The organism is Sphingobium lignivorans, assembly GCF_014203955.1.
Lineage (GTDB): Bacteria > Pseudomonadota > Alphaproteobacteria > Sphingomonadales > Sphingomonadaceae > Sphingobium > Sphingobium lignivorans.
In genome coordinates, this window is sequence record NZ_JACHKA010000001.1 from 1,759,505 (window position 1) to 1,785,208 (window position 25,704).

General features: G+C 65.3%; 21 protein-coding genes, 1 tRNA gene and 1 pseudogene. 6 read left to right on the forward strand and 17 right to left on the reverse strand.

Features of this window, described 5'->3' with window-relative positions; all coding sequences use genetic code 11:
• Window positions 1-7: 7 nt before the first annotated feature.
• From HNP60_RS07960 to hslV, 14 genes are all read right to left on the reverse strand, one after another.
• Complete coding sequence (locus tag HNP60_RS07960; RefSeq protein WP_184152272.1) at window positions 8-1,201, reverse strand: glycosyltransferase family 4 protein; 1,194 nt, start codon at window positions 1,199-1,201, stop codon at window positions 8-10.
• Complete coding sequence (locus tag HNP60_RS07965) at window positions 1,198-2,700, reverse strand: hypothetical protein (RefSeq protein ID WP_184152275.1); 1,503 nt, start codon at window positions 2,698-2,700, stop codon at window positions 1,198-1,200. Before HNP60_RS07965 ends, HNP60_RS07960 begins: the two co-directional genes overlap by 4 nt.
• Window positions 2,697-3,629: a sulfotransferase domain-containing protein gene (locus tag HNP60_RS07970; protein ID WP_184152278.1), complete on the reverse strand. Its 933-nt coding sequence runs from the start codon at window positions 3,627-3,629 to the stop codon at window positions 2,697-2,699. Before HNP60_RS07970 ends, HNP60_RS07965 begins: the two co-directional genes overlap by 4 nt.
• Window positions 3,626-4,798, reverse strand: coding sequence for a glycosyltransferase (locus tag HNP60_RS07975; protein WP_184152281.1), 1,173 nt, complete (start codon window positions 4,796-4,798; stop codon window positions 3,626-3,628). The genes HNP60_RS07970 and HNP60_RS07975 overlap by 4 nt, the downstream gene beginning before the upstream one ends.
• Window positions 4,799-4,814: 16 nt before the next feature.
• Window positions 4,815-5,954 carry a glycosyltransferase gene (locus tag HNP60_RS07980; protein ID WP_184152283.1) on the reverse strand — a complete coding sequence of 380 codons (1,140 nt, stop codon included), beginning with the start codon at window positions 5,952-5,954 and terminating at the stop codon, window positions 4,815-4,817.
• 23 nt (window positions 5,955-5,977) lie between these two features.
• Window positions 5,978-6,475 (reverse strand): class I SAM-dependent methyltransferase, encoded by a 498-nt coding sequence (locus HNP60_RS07985; protein WP_184152286.1) that lies wholly within the window; start codon window positions 6,473-6,475, stop codon window positions 5,978-5,980.
• A 184-nt stretch (window positions 6,476-6,659) separates the two neighbouring features.
• A complete protein-coding gene (locus HNP60_RS07990; RefSeq protein ID WP_184152289.1) occupies window positions 6,660-7,352 on the reverse strand; it encodes a class I SAM-dependent methyltransferase in 693 nt (230 codons plus the stop codon).
• 28 nt (window positions 7,353-7,380) lie between these two features.
• Window positions 7,381-8,679 carry an oligosaccharide flippase family protein gene (locus HNP60_RS07995; RefSeq protein WP_184152292.1) on the reverse strand — a complete coding sequence of 433 codons (1,299 nt, stop codon included), beginning with the start codon at window positions 8,677-8,679 and terminating at the stop codon, window positions 7,381-7,383.
• A gap of 23 nt (window positions 8,680-8,702) precedes the next feature.
• Window positions 8,703-9,677, reverse strand: coding sequence for a UDP-glucuronic acid decarboxylase family protein (locus HNP60_RS08000; protein WP_184152295.1), 975 nt, complete (start codon window positions 9,675-9,677; stop codon window positions 8,703-8,705).
• Window positions 9,678-9,778: 101 nt separating this feature from the next.
• Window positions 9,779-11,083, reverse strand: a complete 1,305-nt coding sequence (locus HNP60_RS08005; RefSeq protein ID WP_184152298.1) for a UDP-glucose dehydrogenase family protein — start codon at window positions 11,081-11,083, stop codon at window positions 9,779-9,781.
• A 194-nt stretch (window positions 11,084-11,277) separates the two neighbouring features.
• On the reverse strand, window positions 11,278-11,637 hold the full coding sequence (locus HNP60_RS08010) for a MarR family EPS-associated transcriptional regulator (protein WP_014075923.1): 360 nt from the start codon (window positions 11,635-11,637) through the stop codon (window positions 11,278-11,280).
• Window positions 11,638-11,895: 258 nt separating this feature from the next.
• Complete coding sequence (locus HNP60_RS08015) at window positions 11,896-12,672, reverse strand: enoyl-CoA hydratase-related protein (protein WP_184152301.1); 777 nt, start codon at window positions 12,670-12,672, stop codon at window positions 11,896-11,898.
• 201 nt (window positions 12,673-12,873) lie between these two features.
• Window positions 12,874-14,175 carry an ATP-dependent protease ATPase subunit HslU gene (gene hslU / locus HNP60_RS08020; RefSeq protein ID WP_184152304.1) on the reverse strand — a complete coding sequence of 434 codons (1,302 nt, stop codon included), beginning with the start codon at window positions 14,173-14,175 and terminating at the stop codon, window positions 12,874-12,876.
• 108 nt (window positions 14,176-14,283) lie between these two features.
• Window positions 14,284-14,826 (reverse strand): ATP-dependent protease subunit HslV, encoded by a 543-nt coding sequence (gene hslV, locus HNP60_RS08025; protein WP_148276706.1) that lies wholly within the window; start codon window positions 14,824-14,826, stop codon window positions 14,284-14,286.
• A gap of 183 nt (window positions 14,827-15,009) precedes the next feature.
• Here hslV and HNP60_RS08030 point away from each other — a divergent pair, with 183 nt between their 5' ends.
• Window positions 15,010-15,549: a TIGR00645 family protein gene (locus tag HNP60_RS08030; RefSeq protein ID WP_014075927.1), complete on the forward strand. Its 540-nt coding sequence runs from the start codon at window positions 15,010-15,012 to the stop codon at window positions 15,547-15,549.
• A 40-nt stretch (window positions 15,550-15,589) separates the two neighbouring features.
• Here HNP60_RS08030 and HNP60_RS08035 read toward each other — a convergent pair whose 3' ends face one another.
• The gene (locus HNP60_RS08035; protein ID WP_184152307.1) at window positions 15,590-17,077 is read right to left on the reverse strand and encodes a DUF389 domain-containing protein; all 1,488 of its coding nucleotides are present in this window, start codon (window positions 17,075-17,077) and stop codon (window positions 15,590-15,592) included.
• A gap of 184 nt (window positions 17,078-17,261) precedes the next feature.
• Between HNP60_RS08035 and HNP60_RS08040 the strand changes: the two genes are divergently transcribed.
• The 4 genes from HNP60_RS08040 (at window position 17,262) to HNP60_RS08055 (ending at window position 20,835) form a co-directional block, all read left to right on the forward strand.
• Window positions 17,262-17,336 (forward strand) — tRNA-Val (locus HNP60_RS08040).
• Window positions 17,337-17,376: 40 nt separating this feature from the next.
• A complete protein-coding gene (locus HNP60_RS19940) occupies window positions 17,377-17,658 on the forward strand; it encodes a hypothetical protein (RefSeq protein WP_260394785.1) in 282 nt (93 codons plus the stop codon).
• A 102-nt stretch (window positions 17,659-17,760) separates the two neighbouring features.
• Entirely contained in the window at window positions 17,761-19,122 is a 1,362-nt protein-coding gene (locus tag HNP60_RS08050) for a M20/M25/M40 family metallo-hydrolase (RefSeq protein WP_184152310.1), read from the forward strand.
• An 84-nt stretch (window positions 19,123-19,206) separates the two neighbouring features.
• The gene (locus tag HNP60_RS08055; RefSeq protein WP_184152313.1) at window positions 19,207-20,835 is read left to right on the forward strand and encodes a phytoene desaturase family protein; all 1,629 of its coding nucleotides are present in this window, start codon (window positions 19,207-19,209) and stop codon (window positions 20,833-20,835) included.
• A 959-nt stretch (window positions 20,836-21,794) separates the two neighbouring features.
• Here the strand turns inward: HNP60_RS08055 and HNP60_RS08060 are convergent.
• Window positions 21,795-22,941 (reverse strand): annotated as a pseudogene (locus tag HNP60_RS08060) (IS3 family transposase).
• 209 nt (window positions 22,942-23,150) lie between these two features.
• Window positions 23,151-23,612 carry a copper chaperone PCu(A)C gene (locus HNP60_RS08065; RefSeq protein ID WP_184152318.1) on the reverse strand — a complete coding sequence of 154 codons (462 nt, stop codon included), beginning with the start codon at window positions 23,610-23,612 and terminating at the stop codon, window positions 23,151-23,153.
• Window positions 23,613-23,788: 176 nt separating this feature from the next.
• On the opposite strand from HNP60_RS08065, the gene dnaK reads away from it, so the two are divergent.
• Window positions 23,789-25,696 (forward strand): molecular chaperone DnaK, encoded by a 1,908-nt coding sequence (dnaK, locus tag HNP60_RS08070; protein WP_184152321.1) that lies wholly within the window; start codon window positions 23,789-23,791, stop codon window positions 25,694-25,696.
• Window positions 25,697-25,704 lie beyond the last annotated feature (8 nt).

Below are 25,704 nucleotides of genomic sequence, written 5' to 3' on the forward strand. Positions count from 1 at the left end.
CTTGAATTCAGGTCGGGTTTCCGGCGGCACACGACGCGGCGAACTGCGCCCAGAAGATGGCGCGACGCTCCTCGAGCAGGCCGGCTTCATAATCCTGCGCCGTTTCCCAGTTGGTCCGCGCACTGCGGGCCATCCATGCCGTATCGTCCACGCGGCGGCGCAGAAGGGTGGCCAGTGCCGGGATATCGCCGGGCGCAATGAGGTCTTCACGGGGAAGCAGTTCGGGAATGCCCGCCACGGTCGAAGCCAGCGCGGGGCATCCCCGGCTCATTGCTTCGATCAGCGCCCTCGGCAGGCCTTCCTGCAGTGAGGGCTGCAGGTAGATGTCGATATCGTCCAGCCAGCGCCGGACGGGGTCTCCCGACGGCAGGGTTCCCTCGAAATGCACGATGTCCTGGACACCATTGCGGACTGCCTCCGCGCGCCAGGGGGCGGGGTCGCCGCCCCCCAGGATGTGCAGGGACAGGGGCGGCAAGGCAGTACGCGCCTGGGACAGTGCGGCCAGCAGGGTCTGGATGCCCTTGAAGCGCCCGCGCAGGGTGCCGATCAGGCCGAGCCGGAGAGGCCGCGCGCGCGCTGCCGTGATGCGGGCCAGCCGCCGTTCCAGCACCTCTTCGGACAGGTCGGTCAGGATCACGTTGGAGGCGGCCACCACATGCGCTGCTCGCGTCGGGTAGCGGCGCTGGAGAAAGTCCCGCGTAACGTAGAGCGCATAGTCAGCCTGCCGGACGACCCGCTTCGTGCGCGCCCAGGCGACCGGGGCATAAGCGCGCCCCGCCAGATTGCCGTAGTTCCACAAACCGTCCCAGGGACACGCGACCATCTCGACAGCCCAGGGTTTGCCGAGCGCGCGCGCCGCGGCAATGGCCATGAGGCCCATTTCACTCGGGAGCCTCCCGATCACGGCATCATGGCGAGCGACGAGCCCGCGCATGCGCCGGCGCGCGGCGGGCCGTGCCAGAGTCAGGCCTCGGGGGCTCGAGAGGTTCGGAAACAGCTCGAAACCGACGCGCGGAGCGGACGAGAGCTCCAGCTGGGAAAGGGTCTTGCCAGCCGGGATGTCACCTCGCCGCGCAGCCACTGTGAGCGTGTGGAAATGTCCCAGATAACGCTGCCAGAGGCTGGCTTCGAACTGGCTCTCCGACCACACGCTGTCATTGGCGACGATGAAGCGATGATCATGCGCGAAAATGGCTTTCATGCTGTTCGACGCGCGGCAAAGAGATAGACGAGGTAGAGGAGCGCGAGCCGCTGGCTTCCGTCCACCAGGCTGATCGAGTTGGGTTGTGTCATGCTGAAGGCGATCACCACGAGGGTCGTGACCGCGAAGGGATTGTCGGGGTCGCGCATGATCCACCGGGTGAGAGCGTGCAGCATCATGCCGAACAGGAGGTAGACCAACACCACGCCGGGCACGCTGAAGTTCCAGTAAGCCTCGGCGACGCCATTCACCGGATAACCGACGCCGCTATAGCCCTCCATGCTGCCCTGATTACCGAACAGCAGGGCGGCGGCGTAAGCGCCGGCGCCGCGGGGCTTGTCGGGCCAGATGGCGCGCGGCACCCAGAATGCGGCCGCCGAGACATAGGTCGCGCCCCACAGATGACCCTGGACGGTCGGCACCAGCGCCGCGACCGCGAGATCCGTGTCGCGATCGCGATTCTCCCGCTCTTGCGCGGACATCGCAAAAGCGGTGTCCGGATCGAATTGCGTCAGGGAGGAAAAGTCGACCTCGCCCTGGTTGCCGCTGCGCCGGATCTCGCCAAGCACGCCGAGCAGCAACAGGGCGGCGAGGCCAGCCAGCAGCGCACCTGTTTTGGGGAGCTTGTGATTGTGATAGATCCAGACGGCAAGCAGCATCGCGACCGGCGCGAAAAGCCCGGACCGGCTTCCCGTGGCGACGAACTGCATGACTGCCGCCAGCGCGAAGGCCGCGATGAACAGCGGCTTGCCCAACGTCTGCGGGCGATAGGCATACCACAGGATGAGGATGATCGGCAGAAAGGCGTTGAGCACCAGATAATGGCCGACTTCGGTCCGCATCCCGAAGCGGCCGCCCGCCAGCGTCGACATGTGCGCGACGATCCCGCCCTGCAACTGGAGGAACAGCAGAACGATCGCGAGACCCACACAGAACAGCAGGGCGATCTTCCACCCCTCGATGCGCAGCGGGGGGGACATGCGAGGCCGCTTCCCTTTCCGTGCCACCAGCGCAAAGCCGGCATAGGCACTGACGATACCCAGCAGCTGGAGGAGGCTGAGCTTTACCCGGGCTTCCATGACATGCGTGTCGGACCAGCCGACCAGCAGTGGATGATTCAGCGCCGTGATATCCGGAAACCACATGGCGACGGGCGCGAGCAGAGCCTCCGGACGGCCAAGTATCTCGAAGAGGATCATGACCGTTGCGGTGAGGACAAGCGGGTGCAGCCAGCCGACAGGCGTGCCGGCGAAGCGGCGCACCAGGAAGGGCAGGAGCATCAGGGCCTGGGTCAGGAAGTGCGCGAAGGCGATGGTCAGGGCGAGTGCGGGAAAAGCGATGCTCTGTCCGGCAGGCGCGGCGAGTGCGGGCAGCATCCGCCAGAAGATGAAATAGATCATCACGAGAAGCCGCGCCGTGTTGGAAATCGGCACGAACGGATTCTGCATGGGCGCATGTGCTGCCGCCCCCGGCATGGCCGGCATGGCGAGGCTCGTCATGCGCTCCGCACCGCCGGTTTGGCGATGCTCCAGGCCGCAAGGTCGAGGCCGGTCAGTGCCGCGAGGGCGGCGTTGTCAGCGGCGAGCCGGCCCCGCAGGGACTCGATCGCGCGCGCGTCTTCCGCCGGCATCCCGCGAGACGTGCGGTACTGAAGCGCACCATATCCGCGCTTGAGGACATCCCGGAGCGCAGCGGGCGGGCGTATCCGCGCGTTGAGATAGCGCGCCGTCGCCTGCAGCCGCGACATGCGGATGCTCTCGGTGCGATTGCGCGCGGCCTTCTCCATCCGTGGCATCGTCGAGGGATCGAGGCCCAGCCAGTCCAGCAGACCGTCCACCGTGCCATTCGGATCCCTGACCATGTCCTCCATGACCAGCAGCTTCAGCCGGTCCGGGCCGAGCGCTTCGAGCCATGGGGCGACGTGGAGGATGTAGCGGCTGTACGTCACCTCGCGCTCGAGCACATAGGCGCTGCCCGGGTGCCTGCACCAGTCCGGCATCAGGGGCGTGCCAGAATCCATCAGTTCCAGATAACGCGCAAAGGACAAGCCCGGGCGCAGCCGCGCGAGATTGTTCAGCGTATATTGGAAGGAGCTGTACACCCGCATCGCCGGCTCGCGCAGGACGATGATGGCGCGCGCGTCTGCCATCCCCGAGATGACGTCCCGTGCCATAGGATCGAAGACATAATGGGTGGTGCCTTCCATCCGGATCGGGGCGTCCGCGTCGGCGGGGGCGAACAGTGTCTGATAGGCCTCCAGGCCGTCCGCCGCCGCATTGGGCCGCCGGGACAGGGGATGGGCGGGATCCGTTAGGAAGAAGGGCTCCTTGACGCGGCTTCCGCGCACGTCGGGATGCCGGGCAAGCCAGTCGAAAAGCGAGCTGGTGCCGCATTTGGGCGCGCCCAGGATGAACAGGTTGGGCCTCATCTCGACGCTCCCTCTCGCCGCGCTCGCGCCGCGATGTCCCGGAACAGGCCGGCATAAGCCGCGCCGATCCGGGTCGCGGAGAAATCCTGCGCGCGCGCTTCGCCTGCGTTTCCGAGGCGAATGCGCAGGGCGGGATCGTCGACGAGGCGCTGAAGGGCAGCGGCGAGGGCCTCTGCATCGCCCGGCGGCACGAGCAGGCCGTTCCGACCGTCCGTGATGATTTCCGCCGGGCCGTGCGGGCAATCCGTCGACACCACCGGCATGCCCATCGCCATGGCTTCGACAAGGACATTGCCGAACCCTTCCCACCGCGAGGAGAGGACGAAGATGTCGGCCTGCCGCATGTGGATGAACGGGTCGCGTTGAAAACCGAGGAACGTCACCCGATCGGCGATCCCGAGCTCTCTCGCCATGTTTTCCAGGGTCGCGCGCAGCTCGCCCTGACCGAGCACGTTCAGCTGGATGCCTTCTCCCCGCAACTGCGCGAAAGCCTGCAGGAGCGTGGGATAATCCTTCTGCCGGGTCAGGCGCCCGCAGGCGAGAATGGTGCATACCGGCCCCGGCGCATGACGCGGCCAGGCCAGCGCGGACGCCATCTGCGCCGGCAGAGGCAAGCCCACATTTGGAACCACATCGATCTTCTGCGCGAGCTCCGGCACGATGCGTCGCAGCTCATCCGCAACGCCCTGCGACAGGGAGATGACGCCATCGAAAGCCGGGAAACGCCGCCGGATGAGCGCCAGCTCGAGCCGATCGCGCAAGGCAGCGTCCTGCTCGTGCGAGACGGCGAGGGAGTTCTGGATGGACAGCACGGCCGCCGGGCGATGCCGTGCCCGGCGCAACGCGGCGAGTGCGGACAGAGCAGGGCTGACCATGACCGGGCAGACGACATCGGGCCGCCGCCGGTCGATCAGGTCCGCCAGGGGCCTTGAAGCGCGCACGAGCCGCAAGGTCGAGGAATTGATCCGGCCGGTATCGAGCACGACCACCTCCGCGCCCTCCGGCAGGAACTCGGCATAGCTGCCGGGCCCACGCGCGACGGCATAGACCGGCCTGATGCCGGCCGCGAGCAGCCCGGGCGCGAGACGCACCGCGTTCATCTCCGCCCCGCCGCCGCCAAGCTGCGGAAGGAAGAACAGAACCTCGAAGGGGGTGGGTTGGTGGTTCATGGGGTGATTGCTGCCGTTAGCGGGCGAGGCCCAGGTAAAGCTGACGCCAGGCCTGTGCGACCTGAGCGGAGGAGAAGCGGGCTTCGGCTGTCGCGCGCCCCGCCCGGCCCATGGCCGTGCGCCTGTCGGGATCAGCGGCAAGCACGCGGAGCGCCTGCGCGAGGCCCTGCCAGTCGTCGGCACCGGTCACCAGGCCAGCGCCGGTCCGCAAGAGCATCTCGTGCGCCGAAGACACATCGACGGACACGACCGGAGTGCCGCAGGCCATCGCCTCGATCATGCAGCGGGCCAGGCCCTCGCGCTCCGAAGCGACCAGGACGATGTCGGCGGCCGCAAGCCAGTCGGCGACATCGGGCCTGAAGCCATGGAACAGGACGCGCTCCGAAAAGCCAAGCTCCTCCACCACCGCGGCGCAGGTCCGGGCGTAAAGCTCGGTTTCGGGCGCAAAGTCGCCGACCATGTGAAAGCGGACCGGAAGATCCAGCAGTTGCGGAGCGACGAGCCTTATCACTTCAAGCTGGCGCTTCTTTGCGAACACACCGGCCGCCATAACGATGGCGATCTCGCCCGGAGCGATGCCCAGCTTTGCTCGCAAGGCTTTCCGTTCCTGAACGGTGGGGGGACTGAACGCGTCGAGATCCACGATGCTACCGATCGTGTGGCGCCGATCCTGGGCAATCGGGAGCCGGTCGCCCACGAAGCGGGCCATGTCGTCCGAAAGGGTCACCAGCGCATCCAGCTTGCGCACGGCGCGATGCCAGTGGTCAGGATACTGTTCCTCGGGTGGCTTGGTATCGCGGAGCGTGAAAGCGAGGGGGCGGCGGGTCATTTGCGCGACCGGTCTCAATATGCGCAGCGCGCGGATATCGTTTGCATGCAGGACGTCCGCACGCCGGGCAGGCGCCACCGCGCGGGCAGTCGTCAAGCCGAGTTGCCACAGTCGACGGGAAGGCCGCGCTTCTTCATCGAACGCGAAAAGCTTCACCTCGGCCCGACCCGCGCGCCACCTTGCGGTCCGCGCGGTCTCGCGATTGGTGAGCAGGGTCCAGCGGAAATCGTTAGCCAGCGCTTCGAAGATGCGGGTGGCACTCTCCATGCCGCCGTTGGACCCGCGGCCGGATTGATACGCCGCGAACAGGATGTGGGGGGAACTCACGTCTTGCGGTCCGTTGTTCGGGATCAGATCCCGGCTTCATCCGGGCGCCGCAACACCGCGATGCTCACCTTGTATGGGCGGAACAACCAGAGGAACCGGTGGGCTCGGGAACGCCATTTCTTCGGGTGATAGAAAGGAAAGAGCGATTTCAGGAAGTTCTTCAGAAGGAGGGACATCTCCGCCTTGGATCGCAGGGATTCCTGGAGATAAGTCATCGACGAGACGATCTCTCCCTCCACGAGCGACAGTTCGGGAAACATCATGGCGATCTGCGCGGGGCTTGGCCGCAGACCGGTGTCGATCGGATCCTTATGGTGCGGGTAGCTATAGGGCACCGTTGCGATCAGATAGCCGCCGGGCGGAACGATGAGGCCACAGGCGCGCGAGAAGACAAGCGGGTCCGTCAGATGTTCGAGGATATTGCAGCAGAGCACCACGCTCGCACCCTCGGCCGCGATCTTCTCCCGGAAGGCCTCGGACAGCACGTCGCCGACCAGATCGACGCCGGGTGCCGCCTTCATGTCGCAATGAATGAACCGGAATCCCTTGGCTTCAAGGGGAGCAATCAGGGACTCGTGCACATGCGGCTGCATGACCCTGCGGAAATAGTCAGTGGACGATCCGATGTTTAGTATCGTCCGTTCGCCGACATTCGGGAGCGCTTCGATCAGAGCGCGGACACGGTCTGCTTCTTCCGGGCGCATGTCAGTGGTGCCCTTCCGGCGCTACAGTTCCGGGCATTGGCGGGCTGGCGTCCAGCACGACATTGAAGTTGTTGCGGCGCACGCTCATGGCGCGATGCGCAAGCCGCTGGAGGGGCGGCACAGGACTCAGGGCTTTCACCAGCCTCGATCCCGTCGGCATGGGGACCAACCGAACCTGGATATCCCGGTAGCCGGCGCGCTTTGCCAGATTGCCGAAATTCAGCGGAGTCCACGTATGAAGATGCTGGTAGTCATTCTCGCGCCACGACCGGTGCATCCTCGCGGTCGGCATCTCGCAGGGAACCACAAGCCGAATGAGCCCGTTCGGCTTCACCACCCGGGCAATGGCCACAAGCACGTCCAACGGATAATCCACATGCTCGATGGCATGGAAACTGATGGCCAGATCGAAGCTGCCGGGCGCCAGTTCATCCAGTGAGGAAACCACGTCAATTCCCCGTGATCGGGCAACTTCCGCGGCAGATTCGCCAATTTCCACACCGGCGCGGTAGGAGGCCGGCAGGCGTTCCAATATTCCGCCCGTGCCGCAGCCGAAATCGACCGTGCGCGCATCGGGGCGGGCGACATCGCCGAACAGGGTGGCGCGTTGCATCTGCACCCTGTCGGTCGCCGCTTCGCCGCGCTGTGCGAGAAAGTGATCCCCACCTTCGCCGGAATAATGTGCGTTCGTCATATCCATTCCCTTTCAGACCGGTGGTCCTTCAGGCCGCTGATCGGAAGCAGGCCCTGAGCACCAGCCAGCTGGCGCCCCAGATGATTACGGCAGAAATCGCTTGCGCCATCGCGGCCCCGACCATGCCGAGGGACGGCACGGCGACGATCAGGGTCAGCAGGAAGGCGCCGATCGCCCATAGGTAGATACCCAGCAGCCGCGTCGGAGAAATGAAGGCCTGGACGAAGCCGCCAAATGTGGCAGCCGAGAGCATGATGGTCGAGCCGATGACCAGGACCAGGAGCGCTGGCCCGCCAGCGGCGAATTCCGGACCGAAGGCCAGCCCCAGGAAAAAGCTGCCGAGCAGCCAGGTCCCCAGAATGATGACGCTGCCTGGCACGAGACCCATCAGGGCCAGCCGGGTCAGCAATGCGCGGGCGCGTGCCAGGTCTCCGGTTGCGGCCAGGCGAGAGGTCTCGGTGAAGGTCGCGCTGGAGATCGCGGCGATCACCTTGCTCATCGGCCCCACGACCTGACGGAGCACGCCGTAAACCCCGACTACGGCCGTGCTCCAGAAATAGCCGAGGACGAAAACGTCCATGCGCGTGCGCAGGCTGTTGATGGTCGAGGTGCCCCAGGTGGTCCAACTGTAGCTGATGAACTCCGCCATCATGGGGCTGCGCTGCAGGTCCTCGAGCCTGAAAGAGGGCAGGACACCGTTTCTCCGCAGGAGGCGAAAGCCCAGGAAAAAATGGAGGAGGTTGGTCAGGGCCAGATTGGCAGCGAAGGCGACCAGATAATGTTCCAGCGGCGCATCGTTCATGAAGAGAAGGCCCGAGGCGATCAGGTTCAGCGCGGCGCCGATCACCTGCAAGAGACTGACCTTCCCGAACGCATCGAACAGCCGAAACACGCCGTTCATGGCGGATATTCCCGAGAGAAACACGGTGAGCGTATAGGCTAGCAGGTAGGGCAGATAAGGCTTGAGCGCCGGATTGAGCGACACGAACCACGGCAGGGCGATCAGCGCGATGATGCCTCCGGCCGCACCAGCCAGAAGATCCAGCGCGATCGCGATTCCGGTCACGATGTTCAGCCGCTCCGGCATGCCATCGGACATCGCCTGCGTACATAGCCTGATGCAGGACTGCTGAGTGCCGAAGGAAACAAATCCGCCCAGGAATGCGACATAAGCCTGAATGAGGGTGAGAACCCCAAGGCCTTCCGCGCCGAGAGCCCGTGCATTCAGCCAGACGGTTGCGAAAGTGATCAGCGTGGCGGAGCCAGTGCCTCCGAGCAGTATGAGCAGATTGCGGCGGATCGTGCGGACGAGCGTCTCAACGGTCATTTGCGGTGTGGCCGGAGGCGTTCTCAGGCATTCTGCACCTCCATGATCCCGGCGAAATAGGCCACTGTGCGCGCCAGTCCTTCGTCCAGTGGGACGCCCGGTTCCCACTGCAGGGCCCGTCGGGCGAGGCCGATGTCCGGGCAGCGCTGGGTCGGGTCGTCCTGGGGCAGGGGATGGAAGGAAAGGGTGGAGCGGGAATTGGTGAGGGCGATCACTTTCTCGGCAAGCTCGATCATGGTGAACTCGCCCGGATTGCCGAGATTGACCGGGCCGGTGAAACCCTCGGGACTGTCCATGAGCCGCAGGAAGCCTTCGACCAGATCGTCCACATAGCAGAAGGAGCGGGTCTGGGTGCCGTCACCGTAGATGGTGATGTCCTGCCCGCGCAGGGCCTGCACGATGAAGTTCGAGACCACCCGCCCGTCATTGGGGTGCATGCGCGGGCCATAAGTGTTGAAGATGCGCGCGACCTTGATGTCGAGTCCGAGCTGGCGATGATAATCGAAGAACAGCGTCTCCGCGCAGCGCTTGCCTTCGTCATAGCAGGAGCGGATGCCGACCGAATTCACATTGCCCCAGTAATCTTCGCGCTGGGGATGGACGGTGGGGTCGCCATAGACTTCCGAGGTCGAGGCCTGGAAGATCCGGCAGCCGAGGCGCTTGGCCAGCCCCAGCATGTTGATGGCGCCATGGACGGACGTCTTCGTCGTCTGCACGGGGTCATGCTGGTAATGGATGGGCGCGGCGGGGCAGGCGAGATTGTAGATCTCGTCCACTTCCACATAGAGCGGGAAAGTGACGTCGTGCCGCAGGAACTCGAAGCGGGGATTGGCATGGAGATGCTCGATGTTCCGCTTGGTGCCGGTGAACAGATTGTCGACGCACAGCACCTCGTCGCCCCGTTCCAGCAGCCGGTCGATAAGATGCGAGCCGAGGAAACCGGCGCCGCCGGTCACGAGGATGCGCTTGCGGGAATCGTAAAGGCGTTTCTGGGACATGGCCTGCTCTTTGGTGCGGAGGATGATTGCGTGCGTGGGACGGCGCGGTCGCCGGGGGGCGAGCGCGACGGTCGTGACAATGACGGCCGGTCAGCAGGCGTTCAGCGGCCGATGCCTTCGTAGGCGCGGAAGCCGGCCGCGATCGCGTCTCCCGGCTCATAGATATTGCGAAGGTCGGCCATCAGCGGGGTGGCCATCGTGTCCGCCAGCCGCTTGAGATCCAGGGCGCGGAACTCGTTCCATTCGGTGAGGATCAGGAGGCAATCCGCCCCCGCCGCGGCGGCATAGGGATCATCGAACCAGGCCACGCCCGGGAGCATGGCCGCTCCTTCCTTGCGGCCGTGCGGGTCGACGATGCGCACCGATGCGCCCGCGCCGACGAGGGCCGGCACGATGGTGAGCGACGGCGCGTCGCGCATGTCGTCCGTTCCCGGCTTGAAGGTTACGCCCAGCACCGCCACCGTCTTGCCGTTCACCGAACCGCCGCACAGGTCGAGCACCTTGTCGATCATCCGCCGCTTGGTCAGGTCATTCACCGCGATCACCGTCTCGGTGATCCGCTGCGGGACGCCATGTTCCTGACCGATACGAGCGAGCGCCGAGGTGTCCTTGGGGAAGCAGGAGCCGCCATAGCCCGGCCCGGCATGGAGGAACTTGTTGCCGATCCGGCCGTCCAGGCCCATGCCCCGGGACACGGCTTTCACGTCCGCGCCGACCCGCTCGCAGAGCGCGGCGATCTCGTTGATGAAACTGATCTTCGCGGCCAGAAAGGCATTGGCGGCATATTTGATCATCTCGGCGGATTCGAGGTCGGTATAGACGATCGGGAAATCGCGCAGATAAAGGGGTCGGTAGATGTCGCCCATGATCGCCTGGGCCCGCTCGCTCTCCACGCCGACGACCACCCGATCGGGCTTCATGAAGTCCTCGATGGCGGCGCCCTCGCGAAGGAACTCCGGATTGGATGCCACGTCGAACGCGGCTTGCGGGTTCGCGGCGCGGATCGCTGCCTCGACCTTGCGGTTCGTCCCGACGGGAACGGTGGACTTGGTGACCACCACGGCATAGCCGGTCAGGGCACGCGCGATGTCCTGCGCCGCAGCCATCACATAAGTGAGGTCGGCATGGCCATCGCCGCGCCGGGTGGGGGTGCCCACCGCGATGAAGACGGCATCGGCGCCGTCCACCGCCTCATCGAGAGCCGTGGTGAAGCGCAGCCGCCCGGCGGCGACATTGCGGGCCATGACGGCATCGAGGCCAGGCTCGTAGATGGGGACTTCCCCATTCTCCAGCATGGCGATCTTTTCAGGAACCCGGTCCACGCAGACGACGTCGTGGCCGAAATCGGAGAAACATACCCCGGAAACGAGACCGACATATCCCGTTCCGATCATCGCAATTTTCATGTCTTACCCTTGTCGTGAAATTCGATGGCTTCCCGGCACCGGTCCGCCACGCCGCGCGGCGCAGCGTTCATCGGACCGGGCACGGAGCCGGTGCTGGAGAAACATGTCGTGGGGCGCTCCCGGGCAGGAGAGCCGGGCAGCGGGCTGCCGGAGGGATCGTCCGCCCCACGGGGGCGGTCTGGCAGGCGGAAAGTTCAGTCCCCGGAGGACGGGGGTTCGCCGAACTCGCCTTGCAATTGCTCAAGCTCGGCCTTGATCGCTTCATATTCGGTCATCTTGCGCTCGATGAAGCGGACCGCGAGGTTCGCGCGATGCGCGATCCCCTCGGGAGTCAGCACGTAGACGTAACCGAGCTTATTCTTCGACGCCTTGAAGTTGGCGAGCTTGACATGGCCTTTGTCGAGCAGGGCGCGAACGCAGTAATTGACCGCGCCGAGGCTGACACCCAGTTCCTCGGCGATCTCGCGTTGCGAAGCATCCGGCCGCTTCTCGATAAGGCGGAGAATCCGGAACTGCGCTTCGTCGCGTTGACGATCGGCTTTGCTATTTGGCATGGTGCGGATCAGCCAGGAGCGGAGCAAAGCTACCGCACGGCGGGTGAATGAGACCCTTCCGCAATCTGTTCGTAAAGCGAGCAGGCTGAGCCCTCTCGTTCATGCGTGAACGCTAATCGATTCGCGCGGATTCGGAAAGCCCTTTTTCGCTTGAGCGACATTTTCTGTCAGGCTGCCTCCCGTTTGCGGTCCTTGCGGTCGCGCGAGCCGGGAAAGGCGCCATACGTTGCGTCGCCAAAGCAAATTGCGGAAAGGGAGTCAGCGCCCCGTCCAGGTCGGCGGCCGTTTCTCGATGAAGGCGGACATGCCCTCGGCCTTGTCCTGCGTCGAGGCGAGCAACTGGAACAGGCGCCGCTCGTTCACAAGCCCTTGCGAAAGCGAGGTTTCGAAGGCGACATTGACCAGTTCCTTGTTCGCGATCGCCGCGAGCGGCGGCATGGCGGCGATGGCCTTCGCCGTCGACAGCGCCTCGCCCAGCAGATCGGCCGCCGGCACCACGCGGGCCACGAGACCGGCGCGCTCGGCTTCAGCCGCGTCCATGCGGCGGCCAGTCAGGCACATTTCCATCGCCTTGGCCTTGCCCAGCGCGCGCGTGAGGCGCTGCGAGCCGCCCATGCCCGGCGCGACGCCGAGCGTGATTTCCGGCTGGCCGAATTTCGCGGTGTCGGCGGCAATGATGAAGTCCGCCATCATTGCAAGCTCGCATCCGCCGCCGAGCGCGAAGCCGGCGACGGCGGCGATCCAGGGCTTGCGCGTCGCGCAAACGCGCGTGCTCCACTCCGCATAGAGTTCCGCAGAATACATGTCCGGGCCGGACTTGTCGGCCATCTCCTTGATGTCCGCGCCGGCTGCGAAGGCCTTCTCGCTGCCCGTGACGACCAGGCAGCGCTGCCCGGGATCGGCATCATAAGCCGCCATGACGTCGATCAGGTCGGCGAGAACCTGGCTGTTCAGGGCATTGAGGGCCTGCGGGCGATTGAGCGTGACCAGCGTGACAGCGTCGTGTCGTTCCACAATGATCGTTTCGTAGCTCATGACTGCATCTCCCTTGGTGGCATGGGCGACCATTTCCTACCGACGAGCAACTGACCGGTCTTGCCCGCCGATGCAAGGAATGGATCGGCAAGGCCGGGGCGGCAAGCCCGGGAATGGATGAGCCGCCGCTGTCCTTGCCCTTGATGGCCGGACCGCGAACGAGCGCCGCCCGGCCAGCCATGAGCCCGAGGAGGCGCCTCGTTACAGGATATATTTGGAGAGGTCAGTGTCCTTCGCGATGCCGGAAAGCTGGCGCTCGACATAATCGGCATCGATGCGGATGTTCTCCCCTGCGCGGCTGTCCGCCTCGAAGCTGACATCCTCGAACAGCTTTTCCATCACCGTCTGCAGGCGGCGGGCGCCGATATTCTCGACCTGCTCGTTCACGCTGGCGGCGATCCGTGCGATGGCCCGGATACCGTCCGGCGCAAGGTCGACCGTGACGCCCTCCGTCGCCAGCAACGCGGCATATTGCTCGGGCAGCGAGGCCTTGGTGTCGGAGAGGATCGCGATGAAATCCTCTTCGGTCAGGCCCTTCAGCTCGACACGGATGGGGAGGCGGCCCTGCAATTCCGGCAGGAGATCGCTCGGCTTGGCGACGTGGAAAGCGCCGGACGCGATGAACAGGATATGGTCCGTCTTGAGCGGGCCATATTTGGTGGCGACCGTCGTACCCTCGATGAGCGGCAGCAGGTCCCGCTGCACGCCCTCGCGGCTCACCGATCCGCCGCGTACGTCGCTGACCGCGATCTTGTCGATCTCGTCGAGGAACACGATGCCGTTCTGCTCGGCCGAGGCGATGGCGACGCGAGCGACGTCATCCTGGTCGAGGCGCTTGTCCTGCTCCTCCTCGACCAGCTTGTCCCAGGCATCGGCCACGCGCATCTTGCGGCGCTTGCGCTGCTGCTGGCCCAGCGCCTTGGACATCATGTCCGAGAGATTGATCATGCCGACATTGCCGCCCATGCCGGGGATTTCCATCGGCATGGAGGGGCTGTCGGCGACCTCGACCTCGACTTCCACGTCGTTCATCTGGTTGCTCTCGATGCGCTGGCGGAAGGAGAGGCGCGTGGCCTCGCTTGCTTCCTTGCCGGTGAGGGCATCGAGCAGGCGGGCCATCGCCGCTTCGGACGCGGCGTCGCGCACGGCCTCCCGGCGGCGCTCGCGCTCCAGGCGGACAGCTTCCTCGACGAGATCGCGCACGATCTGCTCGACGTCGCGGCCGACATAGCCGACCTCGGTGAACTTGGTGGCTTCGACCTTGATGAACGGCGCATCCGCCAGCTTGGCGAGCCGCCGGCTGATCTCGGTCTTGCCGCAGCCGGTGGGGCCGATCATCAGGATGTTCTTGGGCGTGACCTCGTCGCGCAGTTCGGGGGGCAGCTTCTGCCGGCGCCAGCGGTTGCGCAGGGCGACGGCCACGGCGCGCTTGGCGTCGGCCTGACCGATGATGTGGGAATCGAGCGCCGCGACGATGGCTTTGGGCGTGAGATTGTCGTTCATGTCTGTCTCTTGTCTGTCGTCATCCGACGGGTGCGGGGGGCGGGGCGGGGATCGCGAAGGCGGCGTCGCCCGGCCCGAAAGCCCGCGCACGGGGGAAGGAGGGAGGGGTCAGGTGGTGCTGTCCAGCGTCTCGATGGTCAGGCTGCCATTGGTGTAAACGCAGATGTCGGCGGCGATGCCCATGGCCTTGCGCGCCAGCGTCTCGGCATCCGGCTCATATTCCTTGAGCGCGCGGGCAGCGGCGAGCGCGTAGTTTCCGCCCGATCCGATGGCGGCGATGCCTTCGACGGGCTCGAGCACGTCGCCATTGCCGGTGAGGATCAGCGTCGTCTCCTTGTCCGCGACGATCATCATTGCCTCGAGATTGCGCAGGTAGCGGTCGGTCCGCCAGTCCTTGGCCAGCTCCACGGCCGAGCGCATGAGCTGGCCGCCATGGCGCTCCAGCTTGCTTTCCAGCCGCTCGAAGAGCGTGAAGGCATCGGCGGTGGCGCCCGCGAACCCGCCGATGACGCTGCCGTCATGCAGGCGGCGCACCTTGCGGGCGTTGGGCTTCATCACTGTCTGGCCCATCGAGACCTGGCCGTCGCCGATGACGACGACCTTGCCGGAAGAGCGGACGGAGAGGATGGTGGTGCCATGCCAGACCGGCATGGCGCGGTGGTCGGAAGCGGTCATGGTCGGCGATATGGGTGAGTGATCGCTCCAGCGCAAGCGGCCGGGTATCCGCGTTTGATTGCCGTGCCCGGCGACCCGGGGATATCGGGGCCAGCGAAATCGAGAGAGACGCTTCGAAGGGGATGACAGGCGCGCGCCCGCACCTTATGGGCCCCGGCCATGCCGCCCGCCGATCCCAATGCGCCTCTGCGCCCCCTGCCGTTCCTGATCTTCAGTTCCCGCTGGCTCCAGCTCCCGCTCTACCTCGGGCTGATCGTGGCGCAGTGCGTCTATGTGTTCCTGTTCCTGAAGGAATTGTGGCACCTGATCCTCCACGCCTTCGAGTTCACCGAGCAGCAGATCATGCTGGTCGTGCTCGGGCTGATCGACGTGGTGATGATCTCCAACCTGCTCATCATGGTGATCGTGGGCGGTTACGAAACCTTCGTCTCGCGGCTCGGCCTGCAGGGCCATCGCGACCAGCCGGAATGGCTCAGCCATGTCAATGCCGGCATCCTCAAGGTGAAGCTGGCGATGGCGATCATCGGCATTTCGTCGATCCACCTGCTGCGGACGTTCATCGAGGCCAATGCCATCGGAACCGCCAATGCACGGGTCACGCCGGAGGGCGTGATGTGGCAGACGATCATCCATGGCATGTTCATCGTCTCGGCGATCGGCATCGCCTATGTCGACCGGATGACCCAGCACAAACACTGAGACGCGACGCGGGGAGAGAGGAACGCTCTTCGCGAATCTTCTACTCAGGCAGGCGCCAGGACAGCCGGACGTCTGTGTTCGCCGCGCTTTCGATGACCAGCCGGTCGGCGGGCACCTGACGCAGGACCAGCGCATCGCGCACCGCTTCGGCCCGGCCGTTGCGGCCCGCGACGACGATGGTGAGCGCCTGCCTGCGCCCGGCCCAGCCTGCGAGATCGAGGTTGCGCGTGCCGGCTTCATCCGGCTCGTCGCCCGAGAAGCTGATGGCCGGGAGCGGAGCGGGCGGCGGGATAAGCGCCAGCGTCCAGTCGGGGATGTCGATCGTGGCGCGCCGCTCCAGCTCCCGATAGAGATCGAGCCCCGCGCCGGCCATCGGCTTAGCAACCGCCGTCGCCCGGCGATTCCCTTGATCGACTGTCACATCCTCGCGCGTGACCCCGGCGACGAGTGCCAGCCGGTCGGCGGCGAGGCTGGCGCTGCGATTGAGTGCCTGCGCCCGATCCCGCGCCTGGGCGGCCGCGACCTGGGCGGTCTCGGCATTTCCGGTGCCCACCCGCACCTGATCGATGTTGACGTCGAGATCCCGGCGCAGCCGCTCGTCGAGACTTTCGCGGACCTTCTTGTCGGCGTCGGTCGTGTACTCGGCGGTGAACACGGTCGCGACGACCTTCATGGGATGGGAGCGGAAATCGGTCTCAAGGTCGCTGATCCGCGCGGTGCTGGGAAACTGGCGCTGGATCGCATCGCGGATCTGGCGCTGGGCAAGCGTTTCCCAGGCGATCTGCCGGAGCGTGAGCGCCAGCGGCACGGCGAGCGCGGTCATGCCGACGATCACGAGGATGCTCTGCAGTCGGGTGTGCGCGGGCGAAAGATGCGATCCGAAGCCATAGAGCCGGGCCATGAAGGCGGCGGTGAGGGCAATGGCGACGAAGTTGGTCATGAAGAGAAGAAACGCACCGCCGGCGATGGTCCAGTTCTTCATCGCCAGGCCGAAGCCGACCACCGCGAGCGGTGGCATGAGGGCGATGGCGATGGCCACGCCAACCACCGTTTCCCCCCGTCCCCGGATCAGTGCGTAGCTGCCCGCAAGGGATGAGAGGACCGCAACCAGCAAATCGAACAGATTGGGTTGAGTGCGAATCGCGATCTCGTTGGTCACGGTCTGCAGCGGTGATAGCGAGACGAATATGGCGGACAGGAGGATGGCGATAAGGGAGCCAGCGGCCAGAGCCAGACCGGCCCGCCGCATCTCATAGAAATCGAAGGTTGCGAGGGAAAAGCCCAGCCCGATGATCGGCATCATCAGTGGCGAGATCAGCATGGCGCCGATCAGGACCGCGCTGGAGGGCAGGAGCAGCCCGAGGATGGATATACCCGCCGCGATGACCACCATGAAAGCATAGCGGGATGACCAGCCGGCTTCCCCGGCGATCCGCTGCACAATCGCGTCATGCTCGACCGTCGTGATTGCCCGCTCGCGCCACCATGCCCACAGGGGGTTGGTCGAAGTGGCATAGATGTTTGACATGCGGGAGAGGCTCCTTGCGGACAATTTTGGCATTCCTCTAGCAGTGGGGGCGGACATTTTGCCAGTGCAGGCATCGAGGCGCTGCCAATGGGGGGCATGCCAGACACTGCGCATGCAGAGCCGAGGACCCGCTTGACATGGCGAACGTCTCTCGCCAAAGCGCTCGCTCCCGCGGTCAAGCGCCGGGCGCGTAGCTCAGTGGTAGAGCACACCCTTCACACGGGTGGGGTCGTAGGTTCAATCCCTACCGCGCCCACCACTTTTCTTCCTGAAGCATATCCGGTTGGAACAGTGGTGCGATGAGCGACGGCGGATCGCCGCCCTTCCAGCCTGAACGCGTGCTTACGCCTGAAATCTCCGCTATCGCTCTCGCGAACCTCAGCGGCAGGACAGGAGAACTCATGCCCGACGACGTGCGACAGGCCCTTGAGCGGTTCCAGCGTTTCGTGGAGCGGTTTCCCGCCGGCAGCGTGATCGACCAGCAGAGCGGGTTTTCGGTCGCGGATGGCATGCTGCTCGCCGGTGAGATCGAGATGAACGCCCGACGTTGGCGGGAGCCGGACGAGAACCCGATCGACTGAAGCAGTCCGTCGCACCTGTCTGCACGGCTTCCCGCGTCGTTGCGCCTGACGCGGCGTCGTGCCATCACCGCCTGCACATTCCTTCCGGTCCATGAGGTTTCCATGCGTCGAATGCTCCTTGCCCTCGCGTTCACGCTCAGCAGTGCCTCGATGGCGCAGGCACAGGGCGTGCCGGCGGTGAAGGAAATCCTCATGCGCTCGGTCGCCGTGCCGACCGTGGAGGGGCGAGGCAAGGTGCCTGAACTCGCCGAATATTATGCGGGTGTGCTCAGGTCCGCAGGCTTTGCGGCGGGTGACCTTGCGTTCGTGCCGATGGGCGAAACCGGCTATTTTACGGCGACCTTGCGGGGCAAGCGCAGCGACAAGCCGACGATCCTGCTCGGACATATGGACGTGGTCGAGGCGAAGGCTGCGGACTGGGAGCGCGATCCCTTCGTGCCCGTGGAAGAGAATGGCTATATCTTCGGCCGGGGCGCCGAGGACAATAAATATGACGTCGCGATGATGGTGGCCACCATGGCGCGGCTGAAGCAGGAAAAGTTCCGCCCCGCGCAGGACATCGTGCTGGTGCTCACCGGCGACGAGGAAACGCAGATGGCGACGACGCGTGCGGCTGCCCAGGCCTATCGCCATGCGGGGCTGGTGCTGAACGGGGATGCCGGCGGCACGCTGATCGAAGAGGACCGGCGGCCCGGCATGGTCTTCCTGCAGGCGGGCGAGAAAAGCTATGTCGACTTTTCCGTCACCATGACCGATCCGGGCGGCCACTCGAGCGCACCGACCGCCACCAACCCGATCTACCGGATGGCGCGCGCGCTGGCCCGGCTGGACGCGTTCCGCTTCCCTGCGATGCAGAACGAACTGACGCGGGCCGTTCTGGCGGCGCGGGTGCCTGTCGAGGCGCCGGAGACCAGGGCTGCGATCGAGGCCTTTCTTGCGGACCCGAGCGATACGGCGGCGGCTGACCTGCTGTCGGCGCGGCCCGAACTGATCGGGCAGATCCGCACAACCTGCATCGCCACCATGATTGAGGGCGGCCATGCGCCCAATGCCCTGCCGCAGACAGCCAGGGCCAATGTGAATTGCCGTGTGTTCCCCGGCGTGGCGATTGAGACGGTCCACAAGACCCTCGTCGATGTGCTGGCCGAGCCTGCGATGGAGGTGACGGTGAGCGACGACGCCACGGCATCGGATGCGTCCCCGTTGCGGCCCGACGTCATGAAGGCGCTGACGGCGGCGGCAGGCCGCCGCTTCCCGGGCGTTCCGGTCGTCCCGGTGATGTCGGCGGGGGCGACGGACAGCCTGCACTTCCGGGCGCTGGGTATCCCGAGCTACGGCGTCGGCAGCCTCGCCATGCGCACCAGCGACAGTTTCGCGCATGGCCTCAACGAGCGGGTGCCCGTGGACGGCATGGAGAGCGCGCTCGTTTACTGGCACGACCTGCTGACCGCGCTGACGAAATGACGGTCGGGCCGTGCCCGCGTCGCGGCCGGAGCGAGACAGCGAGGCGAGCGCGACGATGCGAGGGATGAGCCCGGGGGGCGGGACATGAGCCGGCGTTACGATGCCGTCATCATCGGCGCCGGGCACAACGGACTCGTCTGCGCTTATTATCTGGCACGCGCCGGCCTTTCCGTGCGGATCGTGGAACGGCGTGGCGTGGTCGGCGGTGCGGCGGTGACGGAGGAATTCCATCCCGGTTTCCGCAATTCCGTGGCCAGCTACACGGTGGGCCTGCTCCAGCCCAGGGTGATCGCCGACATGGGGCTGGTGGCGCGCGGCTATCGCGTGGTGGAGCGGCCGATCTCCAATTTCCTGCCTCAGGAGGATGGCCGCTATCTCAAAGTGGGCGGCGGCCTCGCACGCACCCAAGCCGAGTTCGGCAAATTCTCGGCCAGGGATGCCGCGGCTCTGCCCGGCTATCAGGCGATGCTGGAAGGCGTCGCGCAGGTCATGCGGGACATGGCGCTGCGGCCGCCGCCCAATGTCGGCGGCGGATGGCGCGCGCTGGTGGACGCTGCGGTGCAGGGGCGTCGGCTGTCCGGCCTGGGACTGGCCCGGCAGCGGGACCTGCTGGCGCTGTTCACCCGGTCGGCGCGCGACATCCTCGACGAATGGTTCGACAGCGACGCGGTGAAAGCCGCATTCGGCTTCGACTCCGTCGTCGGCAACTATGCCTCGCCCGATACGCCGGGCAGCGCCTATGTCCTGCTGCATCATGTGTTCGGCGAGGTGAATGGCCAGAAGGGCGCCTGGGGCCATGTGATCGGCGGGATGGGGCGGATCACCCAGCTCATGGCAGAGGCTTGCCGCGAGGCGGGGGTGGAGATCAGCGTTGAAAGCCCCGTCGAGCGCGTGCTGGTCGAGAGCGACGGAAGGGGCGGCGAACGGATCGCCGGCGTGCGGCTGGAGGGCGGCGCGGAGATCCCGGCGAGGCGCGTCATCAGCAATGCCGGGCCGGCCCTGCTCTATAACCGGCTGATGGACCCGGGCGACCTGCCGCTCGATTTCGCGCGACGGATGAAGTGCTTCAGGACCGCCTCGGGCACGTTCCGGATGAATGTCGCGCTGTCTGCCCTGCCGCGCTTCGCCGCCTTGCCGGAGGAAGGCGAGCATCATCGCAGCGGCATCATCCTGGCGCCCACGCTCGATTACATGGACCGGGCCTTTGCGGACGCGCGGGCACATGGCTGGGCGCGCCGGCCGATCGTGGAGATGCTCATCCCTTCGACGGTGGACGATAGTCTCGCCCCGCCCGGCGCTCATGTCGCGAGCCTTTTCTGCCAGCAGTTCGCGCCGGTGCTGCCGGACGGGCGCCGATGGGACGATCCCGCCGAGGAGCAGGGCGCGATCGATGCCATCTTCGGGGTGATCGAGGCCTTCGCGCCCGGCTTCCGCGCATCGGTCCTCGGCCATGATGCGTTGTCCCCGCTGGGGCTGGAGCGCAGGCTCGGGCTCGTCGGCGGTGATATCATGCATGGCGTCATGTCGCTGGACCAGCTCTGGGCCGCGCGCCCTGTGCTGGGCCATGGCAATTATCGCGGGCCGGTGCGCGGTCTCTACATGTGCGGAGCAGGCACGCATCCCGGTGGCGGCGTCACCGGCGCGCCCGGCCACAACTGCGCCCGCGAAGTGCTGCGCGATGGCCGCATGCGCCGCTGGCGGTCCGGGGCCTGAACGTGACCGTTAGCTGGCGGGCCCAGCGCCCATGGTCGGGGTTTCGTCTGCGCCGAGGCCGATGAGGGCGGCAGGGCTGGACAGGCTGGTTCGGGCAGCCGTGGCGAGACCGATGGCCCAGGCGGACGGGGAGGAGCCACGAGAGGCGCGAGGGCTGTATGACGGCGCCGTGATGCCCGTCCAACATGGCGCTGCAGTCTGGAAGATTACAAAGATGACGATACGTCCGTGTCATCTTCCGCTTCCGTGAACTTCGCGGCGCCGCAAATCAGGCGGACGCCAGAGCCCGTCCCGGCAAGCCTTTGCGGCCTGACCGGACAATGAAGGTCCTCCAATGAGAAACAGCCGTGCCTGCACCTGTCGCTCTCGACGGAAGCAGGCGTCCGGCAGGGCTGCCATGGCAGAGGGGGTGTAGGACAGGGGGAAATGGAGGGAGGTAGAGGGGCGGGGGAGGGTCAAATAAACAGGCGCGCTATTGCCACCTATGGTGGGATACGCCAGCATGACAAGGTGAACAGATACCGGACCGCACTTACTGTCTTACTTGTGGGCCTGGTGACGGGGTGCAGCCGCGCGCCACAGACCTATGCTGCAGATTGTCCAATCCCGCTTCCACATTGGGGACGGGAAAAGGATGGCGTCGGTCATCTCATGATGGTGCAGCCGGTCTACCTAACTTCGGACGGCTCGATACTTTGGAATAAGACGATTATCTCGGATGACACGCTCCGGCGCTACATGATGCAGATGAGCGCCATGAAACCGCAGCCGCAGGTCGTTCTTGATGTCGCCCCTTCTGCTGCCTGCAGCCGTGTAGCGGCCGTCCGCGCGATAATGGATGCCGCTCCGATGTGCAAAGGACCATATTCGCTCTGCAGCGAAGGGTGGAACTGGGAACAATGGCCCGAATTTGGGATATTGGCCTGCTGCCGGTTTGGTGGACACCGAGATAGGCTCATTTAGGCTACCCCAGCTTCTCGCTCGAAGTCGATAGGGCTGAGGTAACCCAGGGTCGAGTGACGCCGGGTCGGATTGTAGAAGCACTCGATGTAATCGAACACGTCCGCCTTCGCCTGCGCCCTCGTGCGGTAGACCTTTTTCCCGATCCGCTCGGTCTTGAGCGAGGAGAAGAAGCTTTCCATCGCGGCGTTATCCCAGACGTTGCCGGACCTGCTCATCGAACAGGTGACGCCGTTGTCGGCCATGAGCCGCTGGAACTGCTCGCTGGTATATTGGCTACCCTGGTCCGAGTGATGCAGCAGGGCATCGGGCTTTCCGCGTCGCCAGATCGCCATGATGAGCGCATCGGTAACGAGCTGGGCGGTCATCGTGTCGCTCATCGACCAGCCCACCACCCTGCGCGAGAACAGGTCGATGACGGCGGCCACGTAGAGCCATCCTTCGGCAGTCCAGACGTAGGTAAAATCTGCCACCCACTTCTGGTTGGGCCTGTCGGCCGTGAACTGGCGACCCAGAACGTTGCCGGCGATGACCGAGCGTTCGCCCTGATCCTTGGGCAGTCCACGGCGGCGTGGCCTGGCCCGCAGCCCTTGCGCTCGCATGAGCCGTTCGACCCGATGCAGACCGCAGGAGATGCCTTCGGCGAGCAGGTCGTGCCAGACACGCCGGGCGCCATAGGTGCGATAGCTGCCAACATGGCTGGCCCTGACCCTCGAGCCGATCACCTCGTCGTCGCGGGCACGCTGTGACGGCGCCCGGGTGAGCCAGGCATGGAAGCCGCTCCGCGAGACACCGAGCGCCCCGCACATCCATGCCACCGGCCAGATCCCTCGGTGCTTCGCGATGAAGGCGAACCTCATATCGAGTCCTTCGCGAAGTAGGCGGCGGCTTTTTTTAGAATGTCGCGCTCTGCCTTCAGCTTGGCCACTTCCCGGCGCAGACGGTCGATCTCCAACTGCTCCGGCTTCATCTGACCCTGCCCGGGAAGGCATGGCCAGGATCAGCGGCCAACTCCTTTACCCATTTGCGCAGCAGGTTCTCGTGCACATCCAGATCGCGGGCCGCCTGCGCAACTGCCACACCGCGCTCACGGACCAACCTTACCGCCTCAAGCTTGAACTCGCGGCTGAACTTCCTTCGTTGCATTGTGGGCCTCCGATAGGTGAAAACACCCTATCTCGGTGTCCACCAAACCGGCAGCAGGCCATATGACCTGCTTCCGTATGGCGCCAAACACTGATTTAGTTCGCACATGAGTGATATCGCCACGCGCTAGGACGAACTCGCGGAGACCTTCCTTGCCATGGCCCAACAGGCCTCAGTGCGCCGTGCTTCCGCGCTTATGAGGCTAAGTCCTAGTGGCTCGAATGATCGCTTTCCGCATCGTCTCCCGCTTTCTGGATCACAGCGTCGGCAATCACCCGGTCGCCGTTGGAGAAAATGAAGGTGAAGCTCATCTTGCCCGCCTCCAGCGCCGTGGGATTGATGGACCAGAGCATGATATGCTTGCCGCCCGGCGCCAGGCTGACGGTGGAGCGGGCAGGGATTTCCATATTCTCGATCCGGCGCATGGAGGCCATGCCATCCTGAGTCACGCTTTCGTGGATCTCGAGCCGGACCGCCTGCTCGGTCATCACGCCGCGCAGGACGATCGGCTCGTTGCCGGCGTGGATCTTGAAATAGGCCGCCGATGGAGCCTGCGGATTGGGGTTCAGCCGGACATAACCGCCATCCACATAGACCGCGGGCGGTGCCTCGCAGCCGGCCAGTGCCAGAGGCATCGCCATTGCCGCCATCGCCAAGAAGCCCGCGCGCATTCTCTCTCTCCTGCTGTCCCGACCCGTAACGCTGTGCTTCATCTATGCTGCGCCATGCCTTGTGCCAAGCGAAAGCCGCCCTATATCCGCCAGCGAAACACGGTTCCCGGGTCGGCGCCATGCGCGGCACGGGACGTGTAGACCGCTGAACACATTTGGGGTTGAAGAGGGCTGATATGGGTAAGGTTATCGGGATCGATCTGGGCACGACGAACAGCTGCGTCGCCGTGATGGATGGTGGAAAGCCGAAAGTGATCGAAAATGCGGAAGGCGCGCGGACCACGCCTTCCATCGTCGCCTTCGCCAAGGATGGCGAGCGACTCATCGGCCAGCCGGCCAAGCGGCAGGCCGTGACCAATCCGGACAACACGATCTATGCCGTGAAGCGCCTCATCGGCCGCCGGTTCGACGATCCCATGACCAAGAAGGACATGGAGCTGGTCCCCTATTCGATCGCGAAGGGGCCGAATGGCGACGCATGGGTCGCTGCGGGCGGCAAGGAGTACAGCCCGTCGCAGATCAGCGCGTTCATCCTCCAGAAGATGAAGGAAACCGCCGAGGCCTATCTGGGCGAGACGGTCACGCAGGCGGTCATCACCGTGCCGGCCTATTTCAACGACGCCCAGCGCCAGGCGACCAAGGACGCCGGCCAGATCGCGGGCCTTGAAGTGCTGCGCATCATCAACGAGCCGACCGCGGCCGCGCTGGCCTATGGCCTTGAGAAGAGCGACGGCAAGACGATCGCCGTCTACGACCTTGGCGGCGGCACGTTCGACATCTCGATCCTCGAGATCGGCGACGGCGTGTTCGAAGTGAAGTCCACCAATGGCGACACGTTCCTGGGCGGCGAGGACTTCGACTCCAAGCTGGTCGAATATCTGGCCGAGGGCTTCCAGAAGGACGAGGGCATCGACCTCACCAAGGACAAGCTCGCACTGCAGCGCCTGAAGGAAGCGGCCGAGAAGGCCAAGATCGAGCTTTCCAGCGCGCAGACCACCGAAGTGAACCTGCCCTTCATCACGGCGGACCAGAACGGTCCCAAGCATCTGGTGAAGACCATCACGCGCGCCGATCTGGAGCGTCTGGTGGCCGACCTCATCAAGCGCACGATGGAGCCCTGCAAGAAGGCGCTGGCCGATGCCGGCGTGAGCGCGAGCGAGATCAGCGAAGTGGTGCTGGTGGGCGGCATGACCCGCATGCCCAAGGTGCGCGAGGCCGTGAAGGAATTCTTCGGCAAGGAGCCGCACACGGGCGTGAACCCCGATGAAGTCGTGGCCATGGGCGCCGCCATTCAGGCGGGCGTGCTGCAGGGCGACGTCAAGGACGTGCTGCTGCTCGACGTGACCCCGCTGAGCCTCGGCATCGAGACGCTGGGCGGCGTGTTCACCCGGATGATCGATCGCAACACCACGATCCCCGCGAAGAAGAGCCAGGTCTACTCGACCGCTGACGACAATCAGCAGGCGGTGACCATCCGCGTCTTCCAGGGCGAGCGCGAAATGGCGGCGGACAACAAGCTGCTCGGCCAGTTCGATCTGGTCGGCATTCCCCCGGCGCCGCGTGGCGTGCCGCAGATCGAAGTCACCTTCGACATCGACGCGAACGGCATCGTCAACGTGTCGGCGAAGGACAAGGGCACCGGCAAGGAGCAGCAGATCAAGATCCAGGCGTCGGGCGGCCTGTCCGACACGGATATCGACCAGATGGTCCGGGATGCCGAGAAGTTCGCCGAGGAAGACAAGAAGCGTCGTGAGGCGGCCGAGGCGAAGAACAATGCCGAGAGCCTGATCCACACCACCGAACGCCAGATCGCCGAACATGGCGACAAGGTCGACGCGGCGCTCAAGGGCGAGATCGAGGCAGCCGTCGCGGCCGCGAAGAGCGCGGTCGAGAGCGGTGACGTCGAGGCCATGAAGACCAAGACGCAGGAGCTTGCGCAGGTCTCGATGAAGCTCGGCCAGGCGATCTACGAGAAGGAGCAGGCCGCGGCCGCTTCCCCGGGCGCCGAAGGCCCCGCGCAGAGCGACGGCGACGATGTCGTCGACGCGGAGTTCTCCGAAGTCGACGAAGACAACAAGGCATAAGAACGAAA